The sequence below is a fragment of the Clostridium paraputrificum genome (assembly GCF_900447045.1).
Classification (GTDB): Bacteria; Bacillota; Clostridia; order Clostridiales; family Clostridiaceae; genus Clostridium; species Clostridium paraputrificum.
Window position 1 is genome coordinate 105,470 of sequence record NZ_UAWH01000018.1, and the last position, 15,964, is coordinate 121,433.

General features: G+C 29.2%; 22 protein-coding genes and 1 pseudogene. 16 read left to right on the top strand and 7 right to left on the bottom strand.

Annotated elements, in window-relative coordinates:
* From DR024_RS16210 to scpB, 4 genes are all read left to right on the top strand, one after another.
* Positions 1 to 1,305: a pyrimidine-nucleoside phosphorylase gene (locus tag DR024_RS16210; protein ID WP_111919226.1), complete on the top strand. Its 1,305-nt coding sequence runs from the start codon at positions 1 to 3 to the stop codon at positions 1,303 to 1,305.
* Positions 1,306 to 1,475: 170 nt separating this feature from the next.
* Positions 1,476 to 2,657: a D-alanyl-D-alanine carboxypeptidase family protein gene (locus tag DR024_RS16215; protein WP_055183869.1), complete on the top strand. Its 1,182-nt coding sequence runs from the start codon at positions 1,476 to 1,478 to the stop codon at positions 2,655 to 2,657.
* A gap of 118 nt (positions 2,658 to 2,775) precedes the next feature.
* Complete coding sequence (locus DR024_RS16220; protein WP_027097719.1) at positions 2,776 to 3,525, top strand: segregation/condensation protein A; 750 nt, start codon at positions 2,776 to 2,778, stop codon at positions 3,523 to 3,525.
* A complete protein-coding gene (scpB, locus tag DR024_RS16225) occupies positions 3,506 to 4,126 on the top strand; it encodes an SMC-Scp complex subunit ScpB (protein ID WP_034865976.1) in 621 nt (206 codons plus the stop codon). Before DR024_RS16220 ends, scpB begins: the two co-directional genes overlap by 20 nt.
* A gap of 63 nt (positions 4,127 to 4,189) precedes the next feature.
* Here the strand turns inward: scpB and ytfJ are convergent, their stop codons facing one another.
* Both ytfJ and DR024_RS16235 read right to left on the bottom strand, forming a co-directional pair.
* Positions 4,190 to 4,675 carry a GerW family sporulation protein gene (gene ytfJ / locus DR024_RS16230; protein WP_027097721.1) on the bottom strand — a complete coding sequence of 162 codons (486 nt, stop codon included), beginning with the start codon at positions 4,673 to 4,675 and terminating at the stop codon, positions 4,190 to 4,192.
* A complete protein-coding gene (locus tag DR024_RS16235) occupies positions 4,668 to 5,231 on the bottom strand; it encodes a DUF2953 domain-containing protein (protein ID WP_172458959.1) in 564 nt (187 codons plus the stop codon). Before DR024_RS16235 ends, ytfJ begins: the two co-directional genes overlap by 8 nt.
* Before the next feature lie 140 nt (positions 5,232 to 5,371).
* On the opposite strand from DR024_RS16235, the gene DR024_RS16240 reads away from it, so the two are divergent.
* Together DR024_RS16240 and deoC are read left to right on the top strand one after the other, a co-directional pair.
* Positions 5,372 to 6,232 carry a D-alanyl-D-alanine carboxypeptidase family protein gene (locus DR024_RS16240; protein ID WP_055183866.1) on the top strand — a complete coding sequence of 287 codons (861 nt, stop codon included), beginning with the start codon at positions 5,372 to 5,374 and terminating at the stop codon, positions 6,230 to 6,232.
* A 72-nt stretch (positions 6,233 to 6,304) separates the two neighbouring features.
* Positions 6,305 to 6,970 (top strand): deoxyribose-phosphate aldolase, encoded by a 666-nt coding sequence (deoC, locus tag DR024_RS16245; RefSeq protein WP_027097724.1) that lies wholly within the window; start codon positions 6,305 to 6,307, stop codon positions 6,968 to 6,970.
* 43 nt (positions 6,971 to 7,013) lie between these two features.
* Here the strand turns inward: deoC and DR024_RS16250 are convergent.
* From DR024_RS16250 to DR024_RS16270, 5 genes and pseudogenes are all read right to left on the bottom strand, one after another.
* Positions 7,014 to 7,304: pseudogene (locus DR024_RS16250) on the bottom strand (FAD-dependent oxidoreductase); the annotation flags it as partial.
* A gap of 63 nt (positions 7,305 to 7,367) precedes the next feature.
* Positions 7,368 to 8,933: a recombinase family protein gene (locus tag DR024_RS16255; RefSeq protein WP_111919230.1), complete on the bottom strand. Its 1,566-nt coding sequence runs from the start codon at positions 8,931 to 8,933 to the stop codon at positions 7,368 to 7,370.
* Positions 8,934 to 9,003: 70 nt separating this feature from the next.
* Positions 9,004 to 10,431, bottom strand: coding sequence for a GIY-YIG nuclease family protein (locus DR024_RS17910; RefSeq protein ID WP_242983115.1), 1,428 nt, complete (start codon positions 10,429 to 10,431; stop codon positions 9,004 to 9,006).
* A gap of 102 nt (positions 10,432 to 10,533) precedes the next feature.
* Positions 10,534 to 11,565, bottom strand: coding sequence for an ImmA/IrrE family metallo-endopeptidase (locus DR024_RS16265; RefSeq protein ID WP_111919232.1), 1,032 nt, complete (start codon positions 11,563 to 11,565; stop codon positions 10,534 to 10,536).
* Positions 11,562 to 11,921 carry a helix-turn-helix domain-containing protein gene (locus DR024_RS16270; RefSeq protein ID WP_111919234.1) on the bottom strand — a complete coding sequence of 120 codons (360 nt, stop codon included), beginning with the start codon at positions 11,919 to 11,921 and terminating at the stop codon, positions 11,562 to 11,564. Before DR024_RS16270 ends, DR024_RS16265 begins: the two co-directional genes overlap by 4 nt.
* Positions 11,922 to 12,111: 190 nt before the next feature.
* Here DR024_RS16270 and DR024_RS16275 point away from each other — a divergent pair, with 190 nt between their 5' ends.
* The 10 genes from DR024_RS16275 to DR024_RS16305 are packed head-to-tail and all read left to right on the top strand — an operon-like array spanning position 12,112 to position 15,962.
* Positions 12,112 to 12,306, top strand: a complete 195-nt coding sequence (locus tag DR024_RS16275) for a helix-turn-helix domain-containing protein (RefSeq protein ID WP_111919236.1) — start codon at positions 12,112 to 12,114, stop codon at positions 12,304 to 12,306.
* Between the two features lie 13 nt (positions 12,307 to 12,319).
* Entirely contained in the window at positions 12,320 to 13,129 is an 810-nt protein-coding gene (locus DR024_RS16280; RefSeq protein ID WP_172458960.1) for an ORF6N domain-containing protein, read from the top strand.
* Positions 13,130 to 13,189: 60 nt separating this feature from the next.
* A complete protein-coding gene (locus DR024_RS17805; protein WP_172458961.1) occupies positions 13,190 to 13,339 on the top strand; it encodes a hypothetical protein in 150 nt (49 codons plus the stop codon).
* 55 nt (positions 13,340 to 13,394) lie between these two features.
* Positions 13,395 to 13,670: an AbrB/MazE/SpoVT family DNA-binding domain-containing protein gene (locus DR024_RS16285; protein WP_055254704.1), complete on the top strand. Its 276-nt coding sequence runs from the start codon at positions 13,395 to 13,397 to the stop codon at positions 13,668 to 13,670.
* The gene (locus DR024_RS16290; protein WP_111919240.1) at positions 13,670 to 13,891 is read left to right on the top strand and encodes a hypothetical protein; all 222 of its coding nucleotides are present in this window, start codon (positions 13,670 to 13,672) and stop codon (positions 13,889 to 13,891) included. The genes DR024_RS16285 and DR024_RS16290 overlap by 1 nt, the downstream gene beginning before the upstream one ends.
* Positions 13,878 to 14,075: a hypothetical protein gene (locus tag DR024_RS16295; protein WP_111919242.1), complete on the top strand. Its 198-nt coding sequence runs from the start codon at positions 13,878 to 13,880 to the stop codon at positions 14,073 to 14,075. The genes DR024_RS16290 and DR024_RS16295 overlap by 14 nt, the downstream gene beginning before the upstream one ends.
* Entirely contained in the window at positions 14,072 to 14,230 is a 159-nt protein-coding gene (locus tag DR024_RS17810) for a hypothetical protein (RefSeq protein ID WP_172458962.1), read from the top strand. Before DR024_RS16295 ends, DR024_RS17810 begins: the two co-directional genes overlap by 4 nt.
* Entirely contained in the window at positions 14,202 to 14,591 is a 390-nt protein-coding gene (locus DR024_RS16300) for a DUF3846 domain-containing protein (RefSeq protein ID WP_111919244.1), read from the top strand. Before DR024_RS17810 ends, DR024_RS16300 begins: the two co-directional genes overlap by 29 nt.
* Positions 14,575 to 14,718, top strand: coding sequence for a hypothetical protein (locus DR024_RS17815; RefSeq protein WP_172458963.1), 144 nt, complete (start codon positions 14,575 to 14,577; stop codon positions 14,716 to 14,718). Before DR024_RS16300 ends, DR024_RS17815 begins: the two co-directional genes overlap by 17 nt.
* Positions 14,715 to 15,962 (top strand): DEAD/DEAH box helicase, encoded by a 1,248-nt coding sequence (locus DR024_RS16305; RefSeq protein WP_111919246.1) that lies wholly within the window; start codon positions 14,715 to 14,717, stop codon positions 15,960 to 15,962. Before DR024_RS17815 ends, DR024_RS16305 begins: the two co-directional genes overlap by 4 nt.
* Positions 15,963 to 15,964: the final 2 nt, after the last annotated feature.

Below are 15,964 nucleotides of genomic sequence, written 5' to 3' on the forward strand. Positions count from 1 at the left end.
ATGAGAATGTATGATGTCATATTGAAAAAAAGAAGAGGAGAAGAACTATCTAAGGAAGAGATAGATTTTTTCATTCAAGGATTTACAAAGGGAGAAATACCTGATTACCAAGCATCAGCTTTGCTTATGTCAATTTTCTTTAATAGTATGAATAAGAGAGAAACAGCAGACTTTACAATGTCTATGGTTCACTCTGGAGAAACTTTAAACTTAGATAAAATTCAAGGAATTAAAGTTGATAAGCATTCAACAGGTGGAGTTGGTGATACTACTACTATACTTTTAGCACCTATGGTAGCTTCATGTGGAGTGCCAGTTGCAAAAATGAGTGGTAGAGGACTTGGTCATACAGGTGGAACAATTGATAAACTTGAATCATTTAAAGGATTTTCAGTAGAGCTTTCAGAAGAAAAGTTCATGGAAAATGTAAATGATATAGGAATAGCAGTAATTGGTCAAACAGCTAATTTAGCACCTGCTGACAAGAAATTATATGCCTTAAGAGATGTAACTGCTACAGTTGATAACATGCCTCTTATAGCATCAAGTATAATGAGCAAGAAAATAGCTTCAGGTGCAGATGGAATAGTTCTTGATGTTAAGGTTGGGGATGGAGCGTTTATGAAAACTCCAGAGGATGCAAAGGCCTTAGCAGAAGAAATGGTTTCTATAGGTAAAAATGTAGGAAGAAATACAATAGCAGTAATTTCAGATATGGATCAACCATTAGGATATGCTATTGGTAATGTATTAGAAATAAAGGAAGCTATTGATACCTTAAAAGGAAATGGACCTAAAGACTTGCTTGAATTAGCATTAACTTTAGGAAGCAATATGCTTATTTTGGCTAATAAAGTTGAAAACTTTGAAGAAGGAAAGAAGCTTCTTTTAGAAAATATTAAAAACGGTAAAGCTTTAGAGAAATTAAAAGAATTTGTTAAAGCACAAGGCGGGGATCCAGCTTGTGTTGATAATACAGATCTTTTACCTAAGGCTAAATATATTATAGAAGTTAAAGCTAATAAGTCTGGAACAATTTCAAAAATTCATGCTGAAGAAATGGGCTTAACTGCAATGGAGTTAGGTGCAGGAAGAGCAACGAAGGAAAGTGTTATAGATTTAGCTGTAGGAATTGTTTTATGTAAGAAAAGAGGAGAAAAAGTATCTGAAGGAGACATCTTAGCTAGAATATATGCTAACGATGAAAACAAAGGACATAAAGCTGTTGAGAAGATACTTAGGGATATTCAAATTTCAGATGAATATGAAGATAAGATTCCATTAATATATGATATAGTACGTTAATTAAGTAAAAACTGTCTCGTAGATGATTAAAATCATCTGCGTAGACAGTTTTTCTGCTTTATATAAAAGCAATATCTATTCAATTTCTTTCTCTTTAAATTTATATAATTCGACAAAGTGTGATATTTTTTTATTACTTGGAAACAATATTCTTGAAGGGAGGAAGATAAATGAATAAGAAAATAATTAAATCAATATCTCTATCATTAATGATTATACTATCTATTTTATTATTACCTGTAGGAATATTAACAAGTGCTAAGGAAGAAGAGTCTAAAGGTGGAGGAGTAAATAGTATAGAAGCAAAATCATATTTACTTATGGAGCCTATTTCAGGAAAAGTTCTATATGAAAACAACATAGATGAAAAGTTTGCTCCAGCTTCTGTAACGAAAATAATGACAATGTTATTAACTATGGAGGCTGTAGATAGTGGTAAAATTAAATTAGATGACAAGGTAACATGCAGCGAAAATGCTAAAAAAATGGGCGGAAGCACAATGTTACTTGATACAGGAGAAGTTAGAACAGTAGAAGAGTTATTAAAAGGTGTAGCAATAGCATCTGGTAATGATGCTGCTGTAGCTTTAGCTGAATACCTAGGTGGAACAGAAGAAGATTTCGTAAACATGATGAACAAAAGATGCCAAGAATTAGGTATGAAAAATACTACATTTAAAAATTGTAATGGACTTCCATGTGAAGGGCATCTTTCAACAGCAAGAGATATAGCATTAATGTCTCGTGAATTGTTGAAACATCCAACTATATTAAAATATTCAGGAACTTATATGGAAACAATCTCTGAAGGAAGAAAATCCCCAATTGAATTAGTTAATCATAATAAACTTGTAAGATTTTTTGAAGGTTGTGATGGACTAAAAACTGGCTTTACTAATGAGGCTAAGTATTGTATTTCAGCTACTGCAAAAAGAAATGGAGTAAGAATGTTAGCTGTAATTATGGGGGCACCTACATATAAAATCAGAAATAGAGATGCAGGTATATTAATGAACTATGGCTTCTCTAAATATGAAGGAAAGAAGCTTGTATCTAAGGATGAAGATGTAGATAAGGTACAAATGGGTAAACAAACTGATAGGTTCTTTATGGCTAAGGCTAAGGATGATCTAGAAGTTGTAGTACCAAAGGGAAATAGCGGCGAATTAGTTAAAAAGGTCGTTATGGATGAAGTTAAGGACGAATACAAAGCAGGAGATATAGTAGGTAAATGTGAAGTATACCTTGGAGAAGAAAAGGTAGGAGAAGTTAAGATTTATTGTGATAGAGACGTTAAGAAGGGTGGAATCTTTGATTCTATCAAGTATAATATAAAGAATATTTTTAAGTAATTTAAAGGTGATAGAAGTGTACTTCTATCACCTTTTTAGCTTGTCTAATTAGCTCAAAATTGGTATTATAATAAGGTATGACTAAATGTATGAAATAGAAGAGTAAGGTGGAATTTTAATGGAATTACCTAAGATTAAAGTGGCTGACTTTGAAGGGCCCTTTGACTTATTGCTGCATTTAATAAAAAAGAATAAAATGAATATCTATAATGTTGAGATATATAAGGTTACTAATCAATATCTAAGATATTTAGATGAGATGAAGGAAATGGATCTTGAGATAACTTCTGAATTTATAGTAGTTGCTGCAACTTTAATAGAGATAAAATCTAAGACTCTTCTTCCTAAGCACAAAGTTGAAGAGGAAGATGAAGAAGATATAGAAAAGAAGTTATTAGAAAAGCTTATTATCTATAAAAAGATTAAAGAAGCAACTGAGTTCTTTAAAGGAAAGTATACAAGCTCTGGTAATATTTATACCAAGAAGCCAGAAGTGATAGAGGAGATTAAAGGACCAGTAGATAATGATGAATTATTAAGAAATGTAACCTTACTTGATTTATATAATATTTATAATAATCTTCTGGAAATATATTTAAATAAACAAAATAAAGGAAATGTAATACAGAAGAAAATATATGTTGATAAATATAAGATAGAAGATAAATTTGATTATCTTTCTGAAAAGTTAAAAGAAAAAAAGATTACAGAGTTTTCAGACCTTATGATGGAATGTGAATGTAAACTTGAATGTGTTGTTACTTTCTTAGCGCTTTTAGAACTTATGAAACAAAGAATGGTAAAGGTATACCAAACAGGAAGCTTTGGAGAAATATTAATTGAAAGGAATGAAGAAGAGGTTGAATAAATTTGACATAGGACAGTTCGAGTTTAAGGAAGTATCAAGAAAAGATACTCAAAAAGGAATAATTGAAGCAATGCTATTTGTAAGTGGAGAACCTCTATCATTAAGAGATATAGCAATTAACCTTGAAGCTACTCCTAAATATGTAGAAGAGTTATTAGATGAAATGATTAAGGATTATGATGAAGTATCAAGAGGAATAAAGCTTATATCTATAAATGGTGCTTATCAATTAGTTACTAAGGCAGAGCATAGCGATTACATACAAAAATTATTAAAGAAGAATAAAAGACAGTCTCTTTCACAGGCTTCATTAGAAAGTCTTGCAATAGTTGCATATAAACAACCTATTACAAGAATTGATATTGATGAAATAAGAGGAGTTAAGTCTGATAGTGCCATTCAAAAGCTTATAGAGAAGGACTTAATAAAGGAAGTTGGAAGATTAGAAGTTCCAGGTAGACCAATTCTTTATGGTACAACAGAAGAATTTTTAAGACAATTTGGATTACACGATCTTAAAGAGCTTCCATCTCTTGACCTTTATGCTGTAGAAGAAGAGCAAGAGCTTGAAGAAGAGATTGCATTAGATAGTGAAGAATAAATAATTAGGGATATTAGAATTATTAATTGAAATTCTAATATCCCTTTAACATTAAGAGGAGAATTATTGGTTATCTAAATGAATTGCTTTATCTGTTGATTCAAAATCATCAGGATATAGGTCTACATCAGGTGTTGTATTACTAGAAGGTTGTTCATTGCAACTTCCAGACTTTTTAAATAAGTCTTTAACCATATCTATAATTTGTGGTACAGTATCAACAATCCTATCATATGTATTGTCTTGTTCTACAGGCATTAATCTAACAGCATTATCCTTTACTACTAGAAATGCTACAGGTTTAACTGATACTCCAGCACCTGAACCACCACCAAATGGGTAGTCACTGTTAGAGTTTACTTTTGTATTAGCTTCTCCAAATTCAGAACCACCAGATGCAAATCCAAAGGATACTTTAGAAATTGGAATAATACAGCTACCGTCTTTAGTTTCTACAACATCACCTATAACAGTATTTACATCAACCATATCTCTTAAGTTTTCCATAGTACTTTTCATTAAAGTTTCTACTGGATGTTCATTATTCATTGTCTTTTACCTCCTTTTTGGGTACTGACCCTCTTGCTATTAAAAATAACATATATATAATTTGAGCTAGTGATAAGAAAATTATACTTTTTATATCAAAATTTACTATAAAATCATCTTTAAATTGAGGAGTAATAGGAAATTTAAATTTTTTTGATTTAAAAAATACATTTATTATTCTAAGTATTAAAGGCATTGTTGCAGAGATAGCTCCATATGATATTGCAGTTTTAGCTGCATCATTTAAGGAGTATGAAAGAGAGCCTTCAAGCCTTAGTGTTGGCTTAAATTTATTCCTATCTAAAGCCTTAACTATTTTCTTAGGATCAAAAGATATTGTGAAAAAGAAATTTGAAGTCTTTTTCTTTTTAGTTTCATTTATTTTTTTTTCATTGATTTTCTTCTTATTATTTTCTACCCCATTTTTTGTGCCTTTTTTCAAAATTGTAAACTTATATAATTTTATATAATAATTTTCTTTACTGTAGCAAATACTAAGCTTAATAGGAATAGGGAGCAATAAAATAAGAAGGATAATAATTAGAAAAATCTTCATAGTACTCCTCCAAACATATAACATTTATATTATTGCCTATTTAAACCAAAATAAACTTCTTATTTTTTTATGGTAAGAGGTTTATTTTTTAGTTATTTAGACAAACTACACTTAGAAAAGAGAATTAGAGGGTGGTTTTGATGAAACTTTATGCGAGAAAATTATCAATATTATTAAGTACAGTATTATTAAGTTCTTTATTCATGCAAGTGAATGTACTTGCATCTCCAAAGGACAACTTTAGAGTAAGTGCAAGAAATGCAATTGCTATGGATAGAGAAACCAAACAAATTCTATTTAATCAAAATGGATATGAATTAGTACCAATGGCAAGTACAACTAAAATATTAACTGCTTTAATTACCATAGAAAGAGGAAACTTAGATGAAAAGTTTACTGTAAGTAAAAATGCAGCTTCTATAAGAGGCTCTAAGGTTGGTTATAAAGCAGGAGAGGAAATTGCCATAAAAGAATTATTATTTGGATTAATGTATAGGTCAGGTAATGATGCAGCAATTACCTTAGCTGAAGGAATTGGTGGCTCAGTTGAAGGCTTTGCAGAAATTATGAATCACTATGCAAAGAGCTTAGGATTACTTGATTCCCATTTTGAATCTCCTCATGGTTTAGATTCAAGTGGTCACTATTCATCTGCATATGATTTAGCTGTTTTAACAGCTAAGGGAATGGAGTATGATATGTTTAGAGAAGTGGTTGGAACAAAGGAAATAAGAAAAGATACTTATGGCTTCTCAAGAGACTACAATAATATAAATAAAATACTTTGGAAAATCCCGGGAGCTAATGGGGTTAAAACAGGATACACTGGTCAAGCTGGAAAATGTCTTGTATCATCAGTTAATCATGATGGAAGAGATATAATTATAGTAGTTTTAAATTGTCCTGATAGATGGAATCAAACTGATAAGATTTATAAGCATGTGGCTGAAAAGATGGCATTTCAGAATGAGAATATGAAAGAGATGGTAATGACAGAATAGGATAAAGTTGGTTTGCCATTATTAGTTTTTTTTGATAATCTAAAAGTGAATAAAAATTAAAGGAGTAATGTTATGGATAAAAAGAAAATTTTAAGCACTGTTGATCATACTTTGTTATCTCAAACAGCTACATGGGAAGATATTAAGAGAATTTGTGATGAAGGAATGAAGTATGAAGTTGCTTCAATTTGTATTCCTCCATCTTACATAAGAGAAGCGAAAAATTATGTGGGAGATAAATTAGCTCTTTGTACAGTAATAGGATTCCCTAATGGATATATGACAAAAGCTACAAAAATCTATGAAACAATGGATGCCATTGCAAATGGTGCAGATGAGATAGATATGGTTATTAACTTAGGTCATGTAAAGGATAAGAAGTATGACCTAATTGAAGAAGAAATAAGAGAAATTAAGAAGGCTTGTGGTTCTAAAATACTTAAGGTTATAATAGAAACTTGCTTCCTAACTGAAGAAGAAAAGATTAGTATGTGTAAGGTTGTAACAAATGCAGGTGCAGATTTCATTAAAACTTCAACTGGATTTGGAACAGGTGGAGCAACTAGAGAAGATATAGAGCTTTTCGTTAAGCATGTTGGACCAAATGTAAAGATAAAAGCAGCTGGAGGAGTAAGAGATTTAGCTACTGCAGAAGACTTTATTAACCTTGGTGTTTCAAGACTTGGAACAAGTTCAATTATAAAGATAATTAACAAAGAAGAAGTAACAGGATATTAATAACAAAGAGCTGTTTTAATAAACAGCTCTTTTACTTATGCTTTTAACAAAGTTTTGTATTAAATATATTATCTAAATTAAGTTTAGTTACTTTATTCTTGATTTCTTTTATATTAAGTGTATATAGTCCTAGTTCTTGCATTCTCTTAAAGTAGCCAGCACCTGCAAAAGTATATCTTACCTTTCTTCCATCTCTAGTTTTAGATTGTTCATTTTCATATGAAATTATATCTCCAATAGCAATTGAACTTGGAAGGATAAGAAGTGGCAATCCTAGTGCTAGTCTTACTGAATTATGGCCAGCTAGGGTGCCTGTACATATAGCTTCTGCATGGATGTCTTAATTGCGATGATTTATATTTTGCGAATAGACTAGATAATTTTTTTATAGCATTATCTAGTTTTTTTTTATATTAAAGTCTACTATAAATTTATCATCAGTTAGAGTGATAGATTCTATCAGTGATTTTAATGCTTTTTGTTTATCTTCTAAATTTAAATCATCAAAAGTTTTTTGAAAATTATCTAAATCATCTAAGATTGCAAGAACTTCAGATTGAGTGATAACAACCTCAGATTGATCATTTAGTAATTCTTCCTTTTGTTTACTTAATGCTTTTAGCTTATTGTTTTCAACTTTAATTTCTTGTAATAATATTTTTGAAAGTTCATCATCATCAGTTAATTTTAGTTTGTTTAATATTTGCTTTATAGCTTTATTAGATTTTTCAATTTCAACATCAATTTTATTAGATGATATAGTAGACTCTAAATCTTTACTGTTATTTAGTAGTTTTTGCAATTCAGCAAATAATGTTTCTTTACTATAATTTTTTAGAAATTTAATGAAATTCTTTTCAAATAAATTACCATTTAAATTTTTTAAATTACATCTAGCACCACCGCTATTAATTTTCATATTACAAATATAATAAAATGGTTTAGTTCCATCCTTTCTTTTTTGACCATAGGAGATTCGCATTGTAGAACCGCATTTACAACGTAATAAACCAGTAAGAAGAGCAGTGTTAGTTTTTCCCATACGTGGGGCTTTGTATGCATTATCCTTTAATATCTTTTGAACCTCTATCCATTGATCAGAAGGTATTACCCCTTTATGTTTAGCAGTTGCTACTATTGGTTCATCATCTTTACCATAGCGTAAAAGACCATTTCCGTTTGGTTCACCGCATACCTCATAACCTTCATTTGATAGATATTCAAATACTTCTTTTGAAGATTTTACATAAACAGGATTTTGGAGAATTACATTGATTGCGTTCTTATTTAAATTGCCTCCGTTCTTTCCCGTAAGATGATTAATAAGCGCCCATTTTCCAACTTGTGATAAAGATTTTTCTTCAAGATATTTATCATATAATAGTTTAACTAACTTTAATTCTTCCTCATTCTTTTTTAATTTGGTAATAGAACGTTCTTTACCAGTTTCATCAATATAGTATTCTCTAGAACCATCAAAACCTAAAGGTGATTGACCTCCAAGCCATCTACCCATTTTAGCTAGGGTATACATGTTATCTTTGACACGTTCAGCAAGTTGTTCACGCTCTAGTTGAGCTAATGAAGCAAGTATACCTATAACAGCTCTACCAAAGCTAGTAGAGCTATCAAAACCTTCAGTAGCACTATAAATTATGACTCCAAGATCATCACATAATTGCATAGTATTATGTATATCTCTAGCATTTCTACCAAGTCTATTAAGTTGATATATAACTATAGAGTTTATTTGTTTCTTTTTAATCTTTTCCATCATTAATTGGTATTGAGGCCTATTTTCATTTTTACCACTAAAACCTTCATCAATAAAAATATTTACATTTTCACTATCGATATTAAATTTAAATTCGATGAATTTTTTACACTTTTCTATTTGATTTTCAATAGATTCACCTTTTCCAGTGAATTTAGATTTACGAGTATAAATAGCAATGGTGTTCAATTTATCATCTCCTTAACGAATAGATGTTATTTTAAACTATAAAATAAACAGCTACAAAGTAGCTGAATACTTATTCTTCAAGAGCTAATGTTTCTCTATACTGTTCTGCTAACATTGTAGTATTAAACTCAGCAGAAGGATCTATATTATCAACTATTTTTCTTAAGTCATCTATATTTACTTTGAAAAATTCTTTTCTTAAATTGATTTTATTAACCCTTTGATTATTTAATATTCTATGTAATTCTTGCTCTAAAGAAACAGCATCATGTGAGAAAATAAATGAGTGTACATCAAAAGAAAATGGAACTGATGCACTACTCAATTCAGATATTCTATCCATCGGATTTATTCTTCTGGTCATTCCGATTTTAAATATATTATCACCGAAAGAACCAAGGTTACTTATTACATATACATAACCAGCTTTTCCATTTTGTCTACTTATTATTTCATCTTTTTTATCTTCTACTTTTTCAAGTAAATTTTGTAATTCTAAAATTTTATCTTGTAGTTCTTTCAATTTAATATCATCATCAGAGTTATTTATTAATTCTTGAATTTTCGAAATTTCATTTTTATACTTTTCTTCTTCTTTTTCAACTTGTTTTTGCTGTTGGGCTAAGAGTTTTCTTTCTTCAGCTTCTTGTTTCATTTGTTCTTTAAGGGCTGCTTGTTCTTCTTTTTCTCTTTGTTTTTTAATATAGTATTCATATTCTATTTGTGCAGCTTCTATAAATAAATATTCTATTTCGGATATAAACTTAGTTAGAGTTCCTAAGATTTGTTTGTTTCCATCATCAGCTATAGCTAAATATTTTGTTGTTATACTTTTTATATCCTGTATTGTTTTATCTATTTGACTATATTTCAGATTAAATAGTACATTTTGTAATTCTGCTCTTAGTGCAATTACCATAAGTCTGTATATTGCCAAGTTAGCTTTGGTAGTATAGCGTTTTTCGTATTTTGCTAAAACAGCATCAATAGCTTTTTTGTTTATGTTGAAGGCTTGTCTTAAAGATTTCACATCCATACTATGCAGATGTAAGGTAACAGTAGGTGCAAGTTCATCAATAAGTTCTTTTTGATATGTTAACCTGATTTTATCAATATTATTATTAAATATGTCTAATTCTGAGTATTTATTTATGATATTTTGAATTGATGAATATAATGGTTTAATTTTTGAAAGTTTTTTTGAATCTTTTTCTATTTTATCAGTTATTCTTGCACATTCTTCAAGCAATAATTTTTCTTGGTTATTCAAATTATTAATATTGTTTTGTTTAGAATTAATATCATCATTTAATTTTATTAAATCTTTTTTTAGATTTACATAACTTAATTCATCTTTTGTTAATTTAAGATGTTCTAGTTCTTGATTTAATTTATAAATTTCTTGATCTTTTACAATTTTAAGAGTATTCAGTTCTTGATTTAATCGTTCTATTTCTTTAGAAAGGGCAGCTACTTTCTTTTTATTAAATAAATCCATAAAAATCATCTCCTTTGCAAAAATATGTTTTTTTATTTTATAAATTAACCAGTCAAAATATATATTTGTATATATTTTGACTGGTAATTAGTAACCTATTTATTAAAATGGAAAATCAACAATAGGTTCAAAATCGTTTTGAGCAGATGAAAATGAATCTATTGGCTTTGTGTCTAAATCTAAAAATTCTTGTTCGGATTTTACTATTTGCCAATCTTTTAAGAGTCCGTCTCTACTAAAAGTTGATTCACAACCACAGAAGGAACAATATCTAGCATCGCCGGATAAAGTAGATTTACATTTATGACTAGTACACTCATTTAGTATTTGAGTTCCACAAATTTGACAGAAGTTACCGTCGATATTAGTATTTTCATTCTCACAAGTAGGGCAAATTTTAGCTTTACTTCTGTCATTTAGAAGAATATAATCATAGTTCATTTCACCATCTCCCCATATTAATTTATTATGTCCGCATATTGGACAGTAAAATATATTCTCATCTGTTGTTCCATTTTTGCAGTTTAAGCACTGCTTTTTGTATAGATATTTTTTAAAAAACTCTAATTGTTGTGATTCAATTTCTTTAGAAATATGTTTTAAATCATATTGTAATAGATCCAATCTAGTTTCAGAACATTGTTTTGTTATTCCAAAATATTTTGATACTTTAATAGGTGTATCTAATTTTAGGTGCTTAACAATTACAGCAGGAGCGATAACATTTCTTGCAAAACAATTGGCTTCATTTTCCAAAACTTTATATTTAGATTTTGTCATATTTGAACGATTTAAAATAGTTTCTTCAAAATCAATAAAATGATTTAAGTATATATGTCCTATTTCATGTAACTTTGTAAAATAAATTCTTTTTGGAATATGAGTATTATTGTATGCAATAGTATAGTTTCGTCCATTGTAAATACTATAACCATCCTCACTTTGGTAAGCCTCAATAATATCAGCTAAATTTACATTATGTTCTTCAGCTAAATTTTCGTATTTAATACGAGCCCATTTACGATTTTTTATTATTGTATCACTATCAAATGGAAACCTGTTGATATTTTCATTTAATATAAATTCTATAGATTTATTTATACAATATTTATAACGTGCATATTTCGGAATCATTTTTTAAGTTCTTCATCTCCTGCTATGGACATGCTTTTTATTAATTCTTTTAGAAGTTGCTTTTTACTTGAAGATAAGTTTTTCATATCTCTAGCAATAGCTCTAGTTTCTTCGTCGAATTCATCATTTGTATCAGTATTATTTATATTAGTAGATATATTTTTTTCATCAAAAAAATCACTTATAGGAACATTAAATGCTTTAGCTAATGCTTGAATTGAGTCGGTTTCAATTTTTCTTTTACCATTTTCCATTTTGCTAATTGTTGATTGTGGGATACCTGTTAATTCAGATAACTCATATGTGGTTAAACCTTTTTCTATTCTAATAGATTTAAGTTTTTCATAAGGTTTCATAAAAATCACCTTTCTATATAGTAATAATTCTATTTTAGAATAATTCAAAAATAGAATTATGTCAAGCAATTAAAAGGAAAATAGAGGAATTAAAAGATATTTTAACTATATAATTCCAAAATGGAATTGTGATTTGAGAAGTTTGATTCTACAATGTAATTAATTCAAAAATAGAATTGAGGTGAACAAAATGGAAGTCGGTTTAAGAATTAAAGAGATCAGAGAATCAAATGATATTTCTCAATCCCAATTAGCTAAAAAAATTAAAATATTAAATCAATCGCAAATATGCAAGATTGAGAATGGACAAAGAGCTTTAAAAGCAAATGAGTTAGCTAAAATAGCAGATATTCTTAATGTATCAATAACAGAGATTATGAGTTAAAGGAGATATGGAAATGAATAACCCAATCATAAAAATTAATGGATTAAAAGAAATAGATGGAATGAAGTTCCATGATATAGAAGGAGGGTTTGGTGAAGGCAAGAAAGCAATGTTAGTTAAAGAGATTGCTAATATTCATGGAAGAGAGTTAAAAGATATAAATAGAAATATAAACAATAATAGAAAAAGATTTAATGACTATTTAGATATTATTGATTTAAAAGTGGGTGAGTATAAATCACTGAGTTTAGAGTTGGGTTACAGTAATCAGTCATATGCAAATGCAAATAATATCTACTTATTAAGTGAAAGAGGATACTCAAAACTTCTTAAGATACTAGAAGATGATGTTGCATGGGAACAATACGAGAAGTTGGTTGATGGATATTTCAATATGAGGGCAGAAACAAAAAATAAAACCAAGTCAGTAGACAATTCAATTAAAGAAAAAGAAATTGAAGCAAGATTGAAAAATGCTAGAGCAAGAGAAGCAAATATATTACTTAAGATATCTAATAATCCTAATTTATCTAAAGAATATGTACAAGTCCTACAAAGTAAGGCTACAGAGATAGTTACAGGAGAAAAGTTATTGCCATTACCAGTAGCAGAAAGAAAAACTTACTCAGCTACAGAGATTGGAAATGAGTTAGGTATAACTTCTACTAAGGTTGGGATTCTTGCTAATAAGTATAATTTAAAAACTGAAGAATACGGGAAGCTATTTCATGATAAATCTAGATATTCAAGTAAAGAAGTTGAGAGCTTTAGGTATTACGATAATGTAATTCCAGTATTAGCTGAAATATTATCAAAAGCTTAGTAACCTCAAAACTTATATTTGAATAGTATATTACAGATTAATTTTTTAAAGGAATTTTGTATGAAAGATTTCGAATTTGTTGTTGGAGTAGCTCCAGATGAAGAAACTATTAAAGAGTTCCATAGAATCTTAGCAAATGGGCTAATAAAAAAATATGGCGCTAACACTATGAAAGGAGTGCTTGAGAAGGCGAGTGAAATAGCGAAATAGTTAAATATCAAATGATTAAAAAGTAGGATTTTATTAATTTTTAGGAGGTAATATCATGAGAGCAACTGGAATAATTAGAAAACTTGATGAGTTAGGAAGAGTAACTTTACCAAAGGAAACAAGAAAAGTATTAAATATCAATGAAGGTGATCCTGTAGAATTCTTTACAGATGGGGATAACATAATTTTAAAAAAGTATACTCCAGGATGTCATTGTTGTAATGAAACAGATAACTTAACAGAGGTTTTAGGAATAAAATTATGTCCAAAGTGTATAGATGAATTTAATAAATATAGACAGATGGTTGATGATATTAGGAGAGATAAATAATGTTTAATGGTTTGAGTAAGTATGAGTTAAATGCTTTAAAGCATGCCTTAGGGACAAGCATAAAAAGAAAACAAAACACAGTTGATATATGCAATTCTATTGGAGATATCGACACTTCAAGAATATTATCTAGAGATTTAAAAACAGAAAAGAATCTTTATAAAAAAATTAAAATTGAATTGGACAAGTACTATGGAGGTAATAACAATGGGGAAAGCTGAAATTAAAGAAATAGAATGTGTAATAAAAGAATATGGTTCCAAGGTATTAAAAAGAGTTATGGATATGACTACAGCTGATATAAAAGCAAATAGGATTCATTTTTCTAAAAGAACAAGTTCTAAAGACTTCATGGATATATTTTATATGAGTTTAAACGCGTATCTAAGGAGCTGTAAGATGTGAAAATTATTGAAGTCTATTTAAAGATATCAGATGAGATAAAAGATAATATGCAGCAGGGGTTAGAATTCGAAACAGCACGTAGACAAGCTTATGAGAAATATAAAATGGAATTGGAGGTAATAAAGGGTGAACGTAATAGTAGTAAAAACAAATGATACTTATCAGATTGTTAACATCAATAACGATTATAGGGAGTTGCAAAATATAGTAGGTGGTCTAATAGAACCAGTACATCCTACAATTGCATATCAAACAGAAATGTTATTACCAGGAACTTTATTCATAGTTGATGAAGAAGGGTTGTTGAAAGAAAAAGCATTAAATAAATTTGGAACAGTATTATATAACGGTAATGCACTAAATTATTATCCAATAGTAGGTGATTTGATTTTAATTGCTGAAACAATTCATATGGAGGATTTTAGAGGTCTTACAGATGAAGAAATAGATCAGTTTAAGGTTAGATTAAAAGCATTTGGGATTAAGGAGGTATCAACTGATGGGAAGGAAGATTGACAATAGTAAACTTTCTTTTAAAAGGCTTAAAAGATTAGTTACTCCAGGATATTTTGAAAAGGAAGAAAAGAAACTCCAAAAGTTATTACTTCTAAATAGCAATGCTATTGATAGGAGGATTAGATGAGTAAAGTAACATTATTACCACATCAAGAAAGATCTATAGCTGCCACTAAAGATTTCAATAGATGTGCATATTACCTTGACATGGGGTTAGGTAAAACATTCGTTGGTTCAGAAAAATTAAAAGAGCTCAACGCCAATATGAATTTGATAATCTGCCAAAAATCAAAGTTACAAGATTGGTGTGAGCACTTCAAAACTTATTATCCACAATATAACACTATTATATATTCAAAGTCAATGGAAAGTATTCCAACAAATTCAGTAATAATCATAAATTATGATTTGGTTTGGAGAAGACCAGAATTATTAGAATTAAAAGATTTCACTTTAATGTTAGACGAATCAAGCTGCATTAAAAATGAAAAATCTAATAGAACTAAGTTCATATTAAAACTTAAACCATCAAATGTAATATTACTCAGTGGAACACCAACAGGTGGAAAGTATGAAGAGTTATATTCCCAATGTAAGCTGCTAGGCTGGAAGATTAACAAGAAAGCCTTCTGGGATACTTACATTGTTACTAGGAAGATGGATATTAACGGATTCAGTATTCCAATAGTAGTTGGTTATAAGAATGTAGATAGACTTAAAGCTAAGTTAAGAGAGTACGGTGCTGTGTTTATGAAGACAGAAGAAGTATTAGATCTTCCAGAGCAATTAGATAACGTAATTAAAGTTGAGTCTACTAAAGAATATAAGAAGTTTGTTAAGAACAGACTTATTGAAATTGATGGTAAAGAGTTGGTAGGGGATACGTCCTTGACGAAGCTTCTATATCAAAGACAATTAGCTAGTCAGTATAACAGTAATAAGACAACGATGTTAAGAGATTTATTAGAGTCCACTAATGATAGAGTAATCATCTTCTATAACTTTAATGAAGAGTTAGAAAAGATAGAAGATATGTGTATCAGAATGGAAAGACCAGTATCAGTTGTTAATGGTCAGCGTAAGGACCTTAAATGTTATGAGAAAGACCAGGACTCTGTAACATTAATTCAGTATCAAGCTGGAGCTATGGGACTTAATCTTCAGAAAGCTAATAAAATCATATATTTTAGCTTACCACTTAGTTCAGAGTTATTTGAGCAGAGTAAAAAGCGTATTCACAGAATAGGTCAAAAGAATAGTTGCTTCTATTACTACTTAATCACTGAAAGAAGTATAGAAGAAAAAATATATGAAGTATTAGGACAACGTAGAGATTTCACTAATAAGTTATTTGAGGAATTGGAGGACTGAAT